The organism is Marinobacter sp. ATCH36 (assembly GCF_023555055.1).
In the GTDB taxonomy this organism is placed as follows: Bacteria; Pseudomonadota; Gammaproteobacteria; order Pseudomonadales; family Oleiphilaceae; genus Marinobacter.
Genome location: NZ_JAMJPL010000001.1, coordinates 1,354,588 through 1,368,376, shown reverse-complemented (window position 1 = coordinate 1,368,376; position 13,789 = coordinate 1,354,588). Strand labels below are relative to the sequence as shown.

General features: G+C 56.6%; 13 protein-coding genes. 4 read left to right on the top strand and 9 right to left on the bottom strand.

The window, feature by feature from the left end; all coding sequences use genetic code 11:
* Positions 1-17: 17 nt before the first annotated feature.
* The gene (locus M8010_RS06155; RefSeq protein ID WP_250089674.1) at positions 18-644 is read right to left on the bottom strand and encodes a TetR family transcriptional regulator; all 627 of its coding nucleotides are present in this window, start codon (positions 642-644) and stop codon (positions 18-20) included.
* A 182-nt stretch (positions 645-826) separates the two neighbouring features.
* Between M8010_RS06155 and M8010_RS06150 the strand changes: the two genes are divergently transcribed.
* Both M8010_RS06150 and M8010_RS06145 read left to right on the top strand, forming a co-directional pair.
* Positions 827-1,927, top strand: a complete 1,101-nt coding sequence (locus tag M8010_RS06150; RefSeq protein ID WP_250089673.1) for a ferredoxin reductase — start codon at positions 827-829, stop codon at positions 1,925-1,927.
* Positions 1,928-1,996: 69 nt separating this feature from the next.
* A complete protein-coding gene (locus M8010_RS06145; RefSeq protein ID WP_250089671.1) occupies positions 1,997-3,094 on the top strand; it encodes a fatty acid desaturase family protein in 1,098 nt (365 codons plus the stop codon).
* Positions 3,095-3,133: 39 nt separating this feature from the next.
* Here the strand turns inward: M8010_RS06145 and M8010_RS06140 are convergent, their stop codons facing one another.
* From M8010_RS06140 to M8010_RS06130, 3 genes are all read right to left on the bottom strand, one after another.
* Positions 3,134-3,571, bottom strand: coding sequence for an RrF2 family transcriptional regulator (locus tag M8010_RS06140; RefSeq protein ID WP_027833056.1), 438 nt, complete (start codon positions 3,569-3,571; stop codon positions 3,134-3,136).
* Between the two features lie 29 nt (positions 3,572-3,600).
* Positions 3,601-3,969: a YbaN family protein gene (locus M8010_RS06135; RefSeq protein ID WP_250089670.1), complete on the bottom strand. Its 369-nt coding sequence runs from the start codon at positions 3,967-3,969 to the stop codon at positions 3,601-3,603.
* Positions 3,970-4,043: 74 nt separating this feature from the next.
* A complete protein-coding gene (locus M8010_RS06130) occupies positions 4,044-4,259 on the bottom strand; it encodes a hypothetical protein (RefSeq protein WP_250089668.1) in 216 nt (71 codons plus the stop codon).
* A gap of 220 nt (positions 4,260-4,479) precedes the next feature.
* Between M8010_RS06130 and M8010_RS06125 the strand changes: the two genes are divergently transcribed.
* Complete coding sequence (locus tag M8010_RS06125; RefSeq protein ID WP_250089667.1) at positions 4,480-6,762, top strand: nitric-oxide reductase large subunit; 2,283 nt, start codon at positions 4,480-4,482, stop codon at positions 6,760-6,762.
* 146 nt (positions 6,763-6,908) lie between these two features.
* Positions 6,909-7,901 carry a GTP 3',8-cyclase MoaA gene (gene moaA, locus M8010_RS06120; protein ID WP_250089665.1) on the top strand — a complete coding sequence of 331 codons (993 nt, stop codon included), beginning with the start codon at positions 6,909-6,911 and terminating at the stop codon, positions 7,899-7,901.
* A gap of 164 nt (positions 7,902-8,065) precedes the next feature.
* Here the strand turns inward: moaA and M8010_RS06115 are convergent, their stop codons facing one another.
* The 5 genes from M8010_RS06115 to nosZ form a co-directional block, all read right to left on the bottom strand.
* Positions 8,066-8,629, bottom strand: a complete 564-nt coding sequence (locus M8010_RS06115; RefSeq protein ID WP_250089664.1) for a nitrous oxide reductase accessory protein NosL — start codon at positions 8,627-8,629, stop codon at positions 8,066-8,068.
* 13 nt (positions 8,630-8,642) lie between these two features.
* Complete coding sequence (locus tag M8010_RS06110; RefSeq protein ID WP_250089663.1) at positions 8,643-9,473, bottom strand: ABC transporter permease; 831 nt, start codon at positions 9,471-9,473, stop codon at positions 8,643-8,645.
* A complete protein-coding gene (locus M8010_RS06105; protein ID WP_250089662.1) occupies positions 9,470-10,402 on the bottom strand; it encodes an ABC transporter ATP-binding protein in 933 nt (310 codons plus the stop codon). Before M8010_RS06105 ends, M8010_RS06110 begins: the two co-directional genes overlap by 4 nt.
* Positions 10,402-11,667 carry a nitrous oxide reductase family maturation protein NosD gene (locus M8010_RS06100; RefSeq protein WP_250089661.1) on the bottom strand — a complete coding sequence of 422 codons (1,266 nt, stop codon included), beginning with the start codon at positions 11,665-11,667 and terminating at the stop codon, positions 10,402-10,404. Before M8010_RS06100 ends, M8010_RS06105 begins: the two co-directional genes overlap by 1 nt.
* Positions 11,668-11,889: 222 nt before the next feature.
* Positions 11,890-13,779 carry a TAT-dependent nitrous-oxide reductase gene (gene nosZ / locus M8010_RS06095; RefSeq protein WP_250089660.1) on the bottom strand — a complete coding sequence of 630 codons (1,890 nt, stop codon included), beginning with the start codon at positions 13,777-13,779 and terminating at the stop codon, positions 11,890-11,892.
* Positions 13,780-13,789: the final 10 nt, after the last annotated feature.

Sequence of the window (13,789 nt, the reverse complement as noted above, 5' to 3'; positions counted from 1 at the left end):
CAGTGCGCGTGCGGCGCTCAGGGATGACTGTTCCAGTTGGCCGCGCCGACAAAAATCAATTGCAGGAAGCGGGCCGTGCGCTTCCTCACCTGTTCTTCCTGATAGGTGTCCTCGGGTGAGATCCCGAGAATGTCGGTAAGGCTGAAGGCAACGCTGCGCACCACCAGGTCACAGGTCAGATCCAGGTCGGCATCGCTGAGATGCTCCGCCAGTTTCATCCGGCGAAGGTCGTTGGCCAACTCACTGGCAAAATAACGCATTTCGCTGCGAATGCCTTCCTGCACCGCCCTGCTCTCCCCCGCCAGGCCCTGGGCCATGAACATAAAGAAGGCGCGGTTGTTCTGGGCGTGGGTGATGAAAATCCCCACCGATTCATCAATCAGCTTGTCCGCCTGGGACACATTGGCGCGGGCCTCCCGCATCATACGCCGCAGTACCAGCCCCAGCTCGTCCACCAGCTGCAGACCCAGATCGTCCATATTGCGGAAATGCCGGTAGAAAGATGTGGGCACCACGCCAGCCTGGCGGGTGACTTCCCGAATACCCAGGCTGGCAAAGTGCCGGCCTTTACCTACCAGAGTCAGTGCTGCATTCATCAGCTTTTCACGGGTTTCCCCCGGTTTGGGTCGTTTCCTGTCTGCCATGGCCCCGCTACAGCTCACTGGTTGATTACAAGATAACAAGTGTACACATCCAAAATCCGAAAATAACCCAAACTTGTCATTTTGCGCCATCATGAAATGACTGATTGCCCGCCCAGAGCACTAAGTGTACAGTCGTACACATTAGTGAACACTTGTACACATCAGTACATAGGAGCGCGATCATGACAGCCCTACTGGAAAAGTCATCAACATTGCACTGGCTGGGCAGGCAGCTTTTTAACCGGGATGACCCGGCTGCCTTTTTTGACCCCCTGCTGGAGCGGATTAATCCCATGTGGGTGCAGCAGTACACGCCCGCCAGGGTAGCGGCGATCTTCAATGAAACCTCCGACACCAAAACCTTTGTGCTGGCGCCGGCCGGGCGCTGGAAAGGGTTCGAAGCCGGTCAGCATGTCAATATCGGTGTTGAGGTTGATGGTGTGCGCCGTAACCGGACCTTCAGCCTGTCCAGCTCGCCATTGCAATGGCGAGCTGACGGTAAGGCAACCCTGACCATCAAGCGCCTGCCCGGGGGGTTGGTGACCAACTGGATGCACGACCACCTTGAGCCTGGTGCCGTCGTTGGCCTTGGCGAAGCCTTCGGAGATTTCCGGATACCAGATCCTCAGGAACCGGCCCTGTACATTGCCGGGGGCAGTGGTATCACACCCGTCCTGAGTCAACTTGAAACCATGGCGGCGTCAGGTTATCGGGCACCGATTACCCTGCTCTACTACGTACGCACCCAGGCAGATGTCATTGCCGCAGAAAAACTGCGGGCACTGGCCGTTCGCTGGCCTGCTTTCACGTTGAAAATCTTTACCACCAACGAATCCGAGCCACAGTTACTCTGCGAAAAGCACCTGGGTGACGTGCCCGGCCTGCCGGCAAGGCGCTGTTATCTCTGCGGCCCCAAGGGGCTGATGGACCTGGCCAACGACCTTCTGTACCGCAGGGGCATTGCTGAAGACCGGGTTCACAGCACCTTTTTCTCGGCGCCTGCAGCGAATCTGGATACCAGCACACTTGGTGGTGCCGTGCGCTTCGAACGCAGCGATCTGGACGTATCGTCCGAGGGCGACGCGGTTCTGCTGGAGATTGCCGAGGCCGCCAAGCTGTCGCCCCGTTACGGTTGCCGCATGGGTATTTGCCACCAGTGCAGCTGCCGCAAGACCAGCGGGACCGTAGTCAATCGTCTTACCGGAAAAGCATCCGGGCCAGGCGACGAAACCATTCAGCTTTGTATCTCGGTACCCAGCGGGCCGGTGTCTATCGATATCTGACCGGCCTCCTCGCAGAGCCTGAACCCATTATTCGCGGAACTGTCCTGACGATTTCGCAAGGAGTACACCATGAAAACGATGAACGAAACACAGCTTAAAGAACTGGAACAGGACCTGGACACCATTCGTGACCAGGTGATTGCTGACCTCGGTGAACGGGACGCCCGCTACATCCGCAAGATTGTCCGCCTTCACCGTTCTCTGGAAGTGGGCGGCCGGGCACTGATGCCTCTCGGATTCATTCCGCCGGTCTTTATCGCCGCCACAACAGCACTGGGCCTGTCCAAGATCATCGAAAATATGGAGATCGGCCATAACGTGATGCATGGCCAGTACGACTGGATGAACGACCCGTCGCTACACTCCCAGACCTACGAGTGGGACACTGCATGCTCAGGCGACTCCTGGCGCCGTACCCACAACTATGAGCACCACACCTACACCAACATCATCGGCAAGGACCGGGACTACGGCTACGCCCTGCTGCGCCTGAGCGATGATGACAAATGGAAGCCTGCCCACAGCCTGCAGTTCATGAATTACGTGCTGTTGAGCGTGTTTTTCCAGTGGGGCGTGGGGCTTCATGAGCTGGAATTCGAGCGACTGCGCCGCCGCGAAATTTCCGTGCGGGAGAAGATTCCATTCCTGAAAGAGTTCTTCCGCAAGGGTGGGCGCCAGGCCTTCAAGGACTACGTGTTCTTTCCCCTGGTGACTTTCCCGGTCGCGCCGGTGGTACTGGCCGGTAACATTGGAGCCAACCTGATCCGCAACCTCTGGTCCTCCACGGTAATTTTCTGCGGGCACTTCACTCAGGATGCGGAAACCTTCAGCGAAGAAGAGTGTGAAGGTGAGAGTAAGGGCCACTGGTACCTGCGCCAACTTACCGGCTCCAGCAACTTTACCGGAGGAAAGTGGGTGCATGTCCTGAGCGGCCACCTGAGCTATCAGGTGGAACACCATATCTTTCCGGACCTCCCCGCCCACCGTTACCCGGAGATCTCGGAACAGGTGCAGGCGGTGTGCCAAAAACATGGCATCCCATACAACACCGGAACCTTTGCGAAGCAATACTCCACGGTGCTGAAACGGATAATCGGGTATTCGCTGCCGGACCGGATGCGGAGCAGACTGCTGCCGGAATTCAGTAATCCGGCACCTCAGTCCTGATCGGGAGACACCATCCTGGCAATGGCGTCTGGGAGGAATTCAGGCAATCTGTAAAAGTCTTAGCAACTGCGGCCGATGCTGATCCTGAATCACATCGGCCAGGGTGTACTTGTCCAGGGTTTCGAGGAACGCGGTCAGTGCTTCACCAAGCATGGATTTCAGGCCACACACAGGGGTGATTCGACAGGCATTCTTTGACGAGAAGCATTCGACAATATTCAGATCCTGCTCGGTTTCCCGCACCAGAATTCCGATGTTGATATCTGCCGGCGCCCTGTGTAACCGCATGCCACCTTTTTTGCCACGAACGGTCTCTATGTAACCCTTTTTGTTGAGCTGGTGCACCACCTTCATCAGGTGATTCTTGGAGATATCGTAGCTGTCGGCAATTTCCTGGATAGTTGCCAATTCGTCACCCTGCACCGCCAAATAGATCAGAACACGCAGGGAATAATCGGTGTAACGGGTGATATGCATTTACCAACTCCAATACTTCAGATACATCGTTAGCACGATGCACGTGTTAAGAGATAACAGGCTAGGACAGAAAACATCAGACCTGTCGCTACCAGCACCACCGGTGCTGCACCGCCTACAAGCAGCACGGACCAACTTGCACACAGCATCACCAAAGCCAGCCACTTTCCCTTTAACGGAATCGCGCGTCTTCGGCGCCAGTTGTCTATCGCCGGGCCGAACGTCTGGTGGCTTTCAAGCCATTCGGAAAAAGCTGGCGAACCTTTGCTGGCCGACCAGGCCGCCAACAAAACAAACGGTGTGGTCGGCAACAAAGGCAGGACAACACCGATAGCAGCCAATGCGATACTTGTATACGCAAGGATTTTGAAACCGGTTCTTCCGGACAAGGAATTCATTGGCATCTTCTCTCAAAGGTCTCACCAAAATCTGTCGCTATTCTACCTATTATCAGTCGCTTTTCTACCTGTTATCAGTGTACCGGTCTTCCCAGTTGCTTCAGCGACACCAGACGGGCGACGTAGGAAATCTTGATTCCGGTTGCAAATATCAGTGTTCCGATATGAGCCACTATCTGCCCGGCTATGGGTAGGGCACTGGCAAACGGATAGGCGAGCAGAATTGTGGCTACCAGCCCGACGGCCGATGCAAGCAGAGTGCTGTTGGCAAATCCGAGTAGCTTTTCCATTCCCCATTTCCCCTTTATATAATATGTTAAATACATCTTAAATATATTCCCAACTGATCACAATTTCAACAGACAGCGCAGAATTATGCATGACAGCCTTTTGAAACATGTTCCAGGCAATAGCACCTTATGGGTACCCCCACAAAAAGACTCAAACCAGTTACTTTTTATTTTTATACATGTATTATTAGTACATCTTTAAACCTGAGAGGAGCTGACCATGGCCAAATACCGTCGCCTATGGTTTCTACTGATTGCCATCGTAGGGGTTACCTTCACGTTGCTGGGGTACTTCGGTGCAGACGTCTACCGAGAAGCACCACCAATTCCGGATAAGGTTGTGTCTGCCAATGGCGACCTGCTGATGACCGAGGAAAGCATTCTTGACGGCCAGACTGCCTGGCAGTCCGTCGGCGGCATGCAGCTTGGTTCGATCTGGGGCCACGGCGCCTACCAGGCGCCGGATTGGACCGCCGACTGGCTGCACCGCGAACTGGAAACCTGGCTGGAAATCGCCGCCCGGGAAGAGTACGAGCAGGACTGGCACAGCCTCAGCGGGCAGCAACAGAATGCCCTGCAGTACGACCTGAAGACCGAGTACCGCAACAATACCTACGATGCTGCCACCAGCACCCTTCACCTGTCCGAGCGCAGGACCGCGGCTATTGCCGAAACCGCCGACTACTACAGCCGGCTGTTCAGCAACGCTCCGGAGCTGCAGTCCACCCGTGAAAACTACGCCATGAAGGAAAACACACTGCCCAGCGCCGAGCGCCGTGAGCGGATGACCGAGTTTTTCTTCTGGACCGCCTGGGCCGCTGCCACAGAGCGCCCGGACAGCGATGTCACCTACACCAATAACTGGCCCCACGAGCCGCTGATTGATAACAGACCAAGTGCGGAAAACGTGGTCTGGTCGATCATCAGTGTCATTCTGCTGATCGCCGGTGTCGGCGGTCTGATCTGGGCCTGGGCCTTCCTGCGCAAAGAGGATGAGGAGCCGGAAGCCCCGCTCAGGGATCCACTCAGTTCCGTTGGGCTCACACCCTCCCAGAAGGCATTGGGAAAATACCTGATCCTGGTGGTTGGCCTGTTTACCTTTCAGGTCATGCTTGGCGGCTTTACCGCCCACTACACGGTTGAAGGCCAGAGCTTTTACGGCATTAACACCTCTGAGTGGTTCCCCTACTCGCTGATGCGCACCTGGCATATCCAGGCCGCCATGTTCTGGATTGCCACCGGTTTTCTGGCCGCAGGCCTGTTCCTCGCCCCTATCATTAATGGCGGCAAGGATCCGAAATTCCAGAAACTGGGTGTCGACGTGCTGTTCTGGGCGCTGGTGGCGGTGGTTGGCGGCTCCTTCATCGGCAACTTCTTTGCTATCAACCAGATCATGCCTGCCCATCTCAGTTTCATGCTGGGCCACCAGGGTTACGAATACGTGGACCTTGGCCGTCTCTGGCAGATTGGCAAGTTCCTGGGCATCGTGTTCTGGCTGGTATTGATGCTTCGCGGTATTGTTCCCGCCCTGCGCCAGCCCGGTGACAAGAATCTGCTGGCACTGCTGACCGCTTCGGTGGTTGCTATCGGCCTGTTCTATGGCGCCGGCTTCTTCTACGGTGAGCGCACCCACATTTCCATTATGGAGTACTGGCGCTGGTGGATTGTCCACCTGTGGGTAGAGGGCTTCTTTGAAGTGTTCGCCACCACTGCGCTGGCCTTCATCTTCTGCAGCATGGGCCTGGTGTCCCGCACCGTGGCGACGTCCGCCAGCCTGGCCTCTGCCAGCCTGTTCATGCTCGGTGGCGTGCCGGGAACCTTCCACCACCTGTACTTTTCAGGCACCACCACGCCGGTGATGGCAGTGGGTGCGACCTTCAGTGCGCTGGAGGTAGTGCCGCTGGTGGTGCTCGGTTACGAAGCCTGGGAAAACTGGCGCCTCAAGTCCCGTGCATCGTGGATGGAAAACATCCGCTGGCCGCTGACTTTCTTCGTAGCAGTTGCCTTCTGGAACATGCTGGGCGCGGGCGTTCTCGGGTTCATGATCAACCCACCGATTGCGCTGTATTACATCCAGGGCCTGAACACCACGCCCACCCATGCCCACGCAGCCTTGTTCGGAGTCTATGGCTTCCTGGCTCTGGGCTTCGCCCTGCTGATCCTGCGCTACATCCGGCCCCGCATCGTCTTTGACGAGCGGCTGATGAAGGTAGGCTTCTGGTGGCTGAATATTGGCCTGGTGCTGATGCTGTTCACCAGCCTGCTACCCGTCGGCATCATCCAGTTCGTGGCCAGTGCCAGTGAGGGTCTGTGGTACGCCCGCAGCGAGGCCTTCATGCAGAGCGATATCCTGCAAACCCTGCGCTGGGTCAGAACCATTGGCGACGTGGTATTCATCGTTGGTGCACTGGCAGTATCCTGGCAGGTAGTAAAGGGAGTGCTCTTCCCGGATCTCAGGGCCATCGAGGAAATGCCGGAAGGAGCAGTGACCGAGCAGGCGTGATACCTTCTGCTTGCAACGGGGCCATCATTGGCCCCGTTTCTGTTTTCGGCCAGGGATTACCCCCCGAGAGGTATCGGATTGATTTTGGTAATCTGCGATACTTTGGCTATCCTTTAAACACATGAACCAGCCAGGGAAACCTGCCAATGTCCAAAGCCAAGTTGACCGACCGTTTTGGCCGCACTGTTAACTACGTGCGCCTGTCCGTCACTGACCGCTGCGATTTTCGCTGTGTTTACTGCATGGCTGAGGAGATGACCTTCCTGCCCCGTCAGCAAGTGCTGACATTGGAAGAGATCGCCCGCGTGGCAAGAACGTTCGTTTCCCTGGGCACCGAGAAAATCCGCCTGACCGGCGGCGAGCCGCTTGTGCGCAAGGACATTCTGGAATTGGTAAAGGAAATCGGCAGCTACGGCTTGCGGGACTTTGCCATGACCACCAATGGCAGCCAGTTACCGACTATGGCGGAGGACTTGCGCAAAGCCGGGCTGAAGCGGCTGAATATCAGCCTGGATTCTCTGGATGCTGACAAGTTTCACCGGATCACCCGCACCGGCCGCTTGAGCCAGGTACTGGATGGCATTGATGCCGCCAGGGACGCCGGGTTTGAGGGTATCAAGCTCAATACGGTGGTGATGAAAGGTGGCAACGATCACGAGGTACCGGACCTTGTTGAGTTCGCCCGCAAGAAGAACGTGGACATCACCTTTATCGAGGAAATGCCGCTGGGTGAGATCTCTGACCATGATCGCGGCGAGGTGCTGTGCACCAGCGACGAAGTGAGGGATATAATCTCCCAACACCATGAGCTGGTTCCCACTCCCGAGGACTCCGGCGGGCCTGCCCGCTATTACCGCATGCCGGACAGCAATACCCGGGTCGGGTTTATTTCACCCCATTCCCACAACTTCTGCTCTACCTGTAACCGCGTGCGTGTAACGGTGGAAGGCCGCTTACTGCTTTGTCTTGGCAATGAGCACTCGGTGGATTTGCGCCGGGTTCTGCGCGGCCATCCCGTGACCAATGAGAAGCTGCGGGAAACCATCATTAACGCCATGGACCTGAAGCCGGAGCGTCATCACTTTTCGAGCGACGGTGATGTTCAGATTCTTCGGTTTATGAATATGACTGGGGGCTGAGGCTCCCCTGAGCTGGCGCGCCGGGGACCGCTATTTCGGAGTTAACGCCCGGAGGTGGATGAACCTTCCGGGATACGCTGTGAATACATCCCTGTACGCTCGACAAAATCATCCATGATTTTGACGATCCCGGAAGGTTCATCCACCTCCGGGCTTATGCGACTTTAGTGCTCTCCGCCGTGTTCACTCTTCTCTTTGCCCATCTCCATATTCTGATGTGACATGTCCTGTGTCAGATGCTGCATGGTTACATCTTTGAACTGGACGACGTCTCCCCCGAACTCGTTGGCAAAGTCTTTCGCCGCCTCCTCGCTGGCAAACGAGGCCAGGGTTGGTCCCATTGCACCGGTGCGTTCTGATCCTACTACGAAGAAGGCCTCCCTCGCGTTGATGAGGGCAGTGTCGTCGGGGTGCTCCCACTCGGTCTGGGCCATGTCGTGAACGTAGAGTGTGTGGTCACGCTTGGCGTTTTCGGGCTGTAATGCCCAGGAGAACATGTCGCGGGTTGAACAGAATTTGTGCACAGCCTGCTCACGGGCTGTTATGGCTTCGCCTTTAGGCCCCGGGAAGCGGGTGATGACCATGCCGCAGACGTGGCATTCGTCACCGGATTCGAAATGCACAGGGTTGGGCATTTGAGTGACCTGCTCTTCGGACTCAGAGCAGCCGGCCAGGAGTACGGCAAAAACCAAAGCCGCAGAGAACACTTTAAGACTGGCAATACGCATGGAATTCTCCAGATTAGATGCGGCGGCGACGGAACAGGGCCCAGGCGCCGGTAATGGGGATAACAAACCAGAGCACCAGGGCAAACCACAACCCTGCCGCGCCAATGGGCAGGTCCGCCCCCAGGCTCAGTACACCGCTTAACTGGGCACCCTCGCCAAAGGCGACGATGTTGAGCAGGCGGTAGATGTCGGTGGGGTTGAGCATTAGCAGCCAGGGCAGCAGTTCGGGGTTCAGTTTGCCTTCGCTGGCCACCAGTGTGCCGAGGAGCATCAGGTCGAAGATCAGTACAAAGAAGAACCAGATTCCGAGGGCCAGGCCGGCGGCTACGGGTTTTTCGCTGACGCGGACGCTGATCACGTAGGCCAGCGCAATGAAACCCCAACCCAGCAGGATGGTGGAGACAATAAACCGGAACATGGCGGCAGCGAGAGCGCCAACAGCTACGTCGTCCACCAGCAGGGCGATGGCCACACCGGCGACGCCAAAACCGATCAGAGTGGCAAATGCCAGGGTGAGGCCATGGCCGAGGAATTTGCCGAACAATAGCTGGCCACGGCTCAGGGGATAGGTCATCAGCAGGAGCAGTGTGCCGCCTTCTTCTTCGCCTACGATGGCGTCGTAAGCCAGTAGTAGCGCAATCAGCGGGATCAGGAAAATACCCAGGCTGGCGAGGCTGGCAATGGTTGCGGGCGTGGAAGCATAGCCAACCTGCCCCGATGCCGCTGCGCCAAACCAGGCAATACCGAGGGCCAGCACGGCAAACACCAGCGCGATGGCGATCAGCCAGCGGTTGCGCAGGCTGTCACTGAGCTCTTTACGTGCAATGGTCCAGATGCTGTTCATTGGGCACCTCCACGATGGGCAAGACCACCGGAGCCAATAAAGTGCACGTATACGTCCTCCAGGGTGGGTTGATGAATACCCAGGTCCTGAACTTCACCGGAGTTCAGCAGGGCCTGAATCATCGCCATTTTCTCCGATGGGCGTACGTCTACCTGCAGTTTTCCATTATCTTTCTTGATCATCAGGCCATTGCCCGCTGAGGCATCGGCAATGACTTTTTCCAGCGCCGACGTGCCATTGGCCGGTTCAATGGAGAGAGTCACCGGCATATTCGCCTGGCGACGCAGGGAGGCCAGGTCGCCCACGGCCTTCACGGCACCATCGGTAAGGATCGCAGCCCGGTCTATGTAGGGTTCTACACCGGGAAGCACATGGGAACACAGCACGATGCCCGTGCCTTCATCCCGCAATTTGCGCAACAGCCGGTACAGATCCGCGGTTGCCACCGGGTCCAGCCCCACCGTGGGTTCGTCCAGCATCAGAAGTTTCGGCTTGCCGAGAAGCGCCTGGGCAAGCCCCAGGCGCTGTCGCATGCCTTTGGAATAGGTCTTCACCCGCGCATTCATGGCGTCACCGAGCCCCACCTGCTCCAGCAATTGCGGCACCTGCTTCAGGGGTGCCCCTTTCAGTCGCGCGAAATGGTTCAGAATCTCCCGACCGGTCAGCTGCGGATAGAACATCACATTCTCTGGCAGGTAACCGATGTGCTGAGTAACGTGGGGATCTCCCGCCTCGCCGTCGAGCACCGACAGTTTGCCCTGAGTCGGCGTCATCAACCCCAGGATCAGCTTGATACAGGTGGTTTTGCCAGCTCCGTTGTGCCCGAACAGCCCGAGGATTTCCCCGGGCTCCAGGCGCAGATCAACACCGTTGAGCACAAGGGCCTTGTCGTAGCGGTAACTCACATTCTCGAGACGGAAACAGCTCATCACGACTCCGGTTGTAGAGATTCGGGCTGGCGCATCAGCGGATGGGAGTCACTCACGCCAGCGGCTTTGACCACGGGAAACGCATCCTGCACCCAGCGCAGGGTATCCACCGCCGGGCTGAACATCAGCACCTTGGCTTCCGGATATTTCCACAGCAGCCGGTCCACATTGTCATTGGGCTCATAGGCGACATCGCCAATGCCATCCTGGTTGCGATCCCACCCCAGATAATCGCTCCAGTAATTGCCACGCCCTTCCTTTGACCATTCCTGGGTGCGGGTGGCCACATACTTCACCTGGCGCTGGTTATTCACAAACGCGTTGCTGAACATCTCGTTCTCCTCCGAGCCCGCCGTCAGATGGATACCAATGTTGCTATCACGGAACACATTATCTTCGAAGGTGTTGTACAGCGAGTTATAGATAAACACCGCCTTACCCTCGGCACCGGAAATCGAAACACCGGCCGTATGCCCCTGGGACACCCCCGTCACCACATTGCCACGCAGCTCGGAATTGGTGATGAAGTTCATCAGAATGCCGTAGTTCTCGTCATTCTCGGACCGATTGTTGAACACCTTCAGGTACTTACTCTGCATCAACGCATACCCGGTTCGCGTGCCCCGGGTGACATTGCCTTCCAGCAGATTGTGCATCGAATACATGTAATGAATGCCATAACGCAGATCCGTCATCACATTGTTGCGGATCTCGTTGTTATTGGCGGTCTCAATATAAATGGCATCCCGGGTCTGACTGATATCATTCCCCTCAATCAGCGCCCCAGTCGTATTGAACAGATGAATCCCATTGCCCCGGTCCTGGGAACGAATAGACGCATCCCCGCGAATGCGATTATTACGAACCGTCACATCGGGGGTCGCATCCAACCAGACACCAAACGCCGGCCCCCGCAAACGATTATTCTCAATCACCGCCCCCCGAGCCTCCGGCGCCACAAAAATCCCCGCATCCAGCTCGTTCAGGTCACCACCCCAGTTACGCACCTCACAACCGGAAAACGTCACCTCCTCCGCCAGGATATCGATGGCGTTACCATCACCTTTCCCGTCGATGACCGTCTCGGCATGACACGAAACCGTCACACCAGGCACCCGAAAATCCAGCGACGAAAGTTGCTCGGGAGGCAGCTCGAAAACCGCACCGGGTTCCAGTGCATCAAGCTCGTCCTGAAGGTCCGCATTCGCGGTCAGCGATAACAGGGCGACGGCCAGGGCCACCCCATAACGCATGATTTTTTGCATCAATACATCTCACAAAGTTGAAACAGACAGCGGCCTGCTTCCAAGTGCGGCAAGCCGAGAGGAAAGCCCTTTCCAAAACTGTGCGGAGCCATGGATGGCGGAGCCCAAGCGTCACATGGATGTGCCGAAGGAGCGTGTTTTGGAAAGGGCTTTCCTCTTGGATTGCTTCTCCCAAGCCAGGCCTCCCGAAGGAGCCCCAGCCAAGGATCGGACAAGAGAAGATCAGGCCTTCTCTACCAACATGCGACCACCCATCTCCATGTGCAACGCATGACAGAACCAACTGCAGTAGTACCAGTAAACCCCCGGCTTACCCGCCGTAAAGGTCACAGAAGCCGTCTGCTGCGGACTGATCTCCATACTCACACCATGGTTTACCATAACGAACCCGTGAGACACGTCTTCAATGGAGTCCAGGTTGGTCACATACACCGTAACCTCATCACCCTCCTTGACCTTGAACTCCGTAGTGCCGAACTGCGGCGCCACAGAGGTCATGTAGACGCGAACTTTGTTGCCATCACGGACCATCTCGTTGGCAGCTTCCAGAGTAATCCCGTCCTTCTCTGCCTGCTCACGAGCGCTGGCAAAGAACGGATCGTCACGTGTGTAGATCTTCTTGGTCTTGATCTGATCACGACGAATGAGGATACAGTCGTGTGGCTCCGCAAAGGCCGGACCATCGTGAACCAGTTTCATTTCCTCACCGGAAATATCAATCAGCTGATCATTCTCCGGATGCAGCGGGCCTACCGGCAGGAAGCGGTCCTTGGAGAACTTCGACAGTACCACCAGCCATTTGCCATCCGCATCGCGGGACTCGGTCAGGGACGCGTGGTTGTGTCCCGGCTGGTAGTGAACATCCAGCTTCTGGCGGATGTAATTGGTCTTCTCTCCGTTATAGTTCTTGATGGCATCGGCGATGTTCCACTTACACACTTGACTATCAATAAACAGCGTAGTGTAGGCGTTGCCACGACCATCAAAGGTGGTATGCAGAGGCCCGAGGCCAAGCTCCGGCTCGGCAACAATGGCATCACGCAGCTCGATCTTATTGTCGAACAGGTCATCCAGCTTGTCGATCTGGATAACAGAGCAGGTCGGTGACAGCTTACCGTTGGCAATGAAATACTTGCCATCCGGTGAGGTATTCAGACCATGCGGGTTCTTCGCCACCGGAATGTAACGGGTAACCTCGGATTCACCGCGGCCGTCCACTACGGGGACCTCGGAATCGCCAACGGTCTTGAAGTTGCCAGCTTTGATGGCCGCCTCAATACGTTCAACGTTGAACACCACCACCCAGTCACGGTCGTTACGCATGGTGCCAGCCAGGTCTGCTGCTTTTTCCGAGTTGTAGCAGGTGGATGCGGCGTACTTGCCGGTATAGTCGGCATCGGTGTTATCCAGGTTGCCGTCCACAATCACCTGCCAGGCTACTTCCATGGTATCCGCGTCAATAGCGTTGAACATGGTGTAGCTGTTCTCAAGGCTGTATTCGCTGCCATCGTTCGGATGTGGAATCACGAACTCGGCATTGCAGAACACGTACTTGGTACGGGGCACTTTCTGCAGCCGCAGGCCGTGAATGGCCTGGACGTTCGGTATGTGTGTGATCTTGTCCGTCTTCATAATATCGAGACGAATACGAGCTACCCGGGTGTTGGCCTTGTCGTTGATAAACAGATACTTGCCGTCGTAACGCCCGTCTTCCATCGAGATGTGGGGGTGGTGGCAGTCACCGTTCAGGTAGGTATTGTCGTGACCCAGCACGTCCTTGCTCTCGTTGGTGATACCCCAGCCGGTCGCCGAGTCCACGTTGAACACCGGGATACGCATCAACTCGCGCATTGACGGTATGCCAAGCACACGAACCTCACCCTGGTGGCCACCACTCCAGAAGCCGTAGTATTCGTCGAGCTCGCCGGGACCTACATGAACCTTGCTCCTGGCGTCCTTGACGGCCGCAGCCCAGGACTCCCGAGTCATTACAGCCCCACCCAGGCCGGTTGCGCCTACGGCACCAGCCATTGCAGTAGCACCAAGGAATTTACGGCGACTCAGGCCGCTCTCGTCCAGTGCATTGTTGTCGATATCTTCTCTCTTTTTCATAGCGTCCAAC

Coding starts and splice junctions, on each gene's coding strand:
- M8010_RS06155 (WP_250089674.1), bottom strand. CDS start 644: ATGGCAGACAGGAAACGACCCAAACCGGGGGAAACCCGTGAAAAGCTG.
- M8010_RS06150 (WP_250089673.1), top strand. CDS start 827: ATGACAGCCCTACTGGAAAAGTCATCAACATTGCACTGGCTGGGCAGG.
- M8010_RS06145 (WP_250089671.1), top strand. CDS start 1,997: ATGAAAACGATGAACGAAACACAGCTTAAAGAACTGGAACAGGACCTG.
- M8010_RS06140 (WP_027833056.1), bottom strand. CDS start 3,571: ATGCATATCACCCGTTACACCGATTATTCCCTGCGTGTTCTGATCTAT.
- M8010_RS06135 (WP_250089670.1), bottom strand. CDS start 3,969: ATGAATTCCTTGTCCGGAAGAACCGGTTTCAAAATCCTTGCGTATACA.
- M8010_RS06130 (WP_250089668.1), bottom strand. CDS start 4,259: ATGGAAAAGCTACTCGGATTTGCCAACAGCACTCTGCTTGCATCGGCC.
- M8010_RS06125 (WP_250089667.1), top strand. CDS start 4,480: ATGGCCAAATACCGTCGCCTATGGTTTCTACTGATTGCCATCGTAGGG.
- moaA (WP_250089665.1), top strand. CDS start 6,909: ATGTCCAAAGCCAAGTTGACCGACCGTTTTGGCCGCACTGTTAACTAC.
- M8010_RS06115 (WP_250089664.1), bottom strand. CDS start 8,629: ATGCGTATTGCCAGTCTTAAAGTGTTCTCTGCGGCTTTGGTTTTTGCC.
- M8010_RS06110 (WP_250089663.1), bottom strand. CDS start 9,473: ATGAACAGCATCTGGACCATTGCACGTAAAGAGCTCAGTGACAGCCTG.
- M8010_RS06105 (WP_250089662.1), bottom strand. CDS start 10,402: ATGAGCTGTTTCCGTCTCGAGAATGTGAGTTACCGCTACGACAAGGCC.
- M8010_RS06100 (WP_250089661.1), bottom strand. CDS start 11,667: ATGCAAAAAATCATGCGTTATGGGGTGGCCCTGGCCGTCGCCCTGTTA.
- nosZ (WP_250089660.1), bottom strand. CDS start 13,779: ATGAAAAAGAGAGAAGATATCGACAACAATGCACTGGACGAGAGCGGC.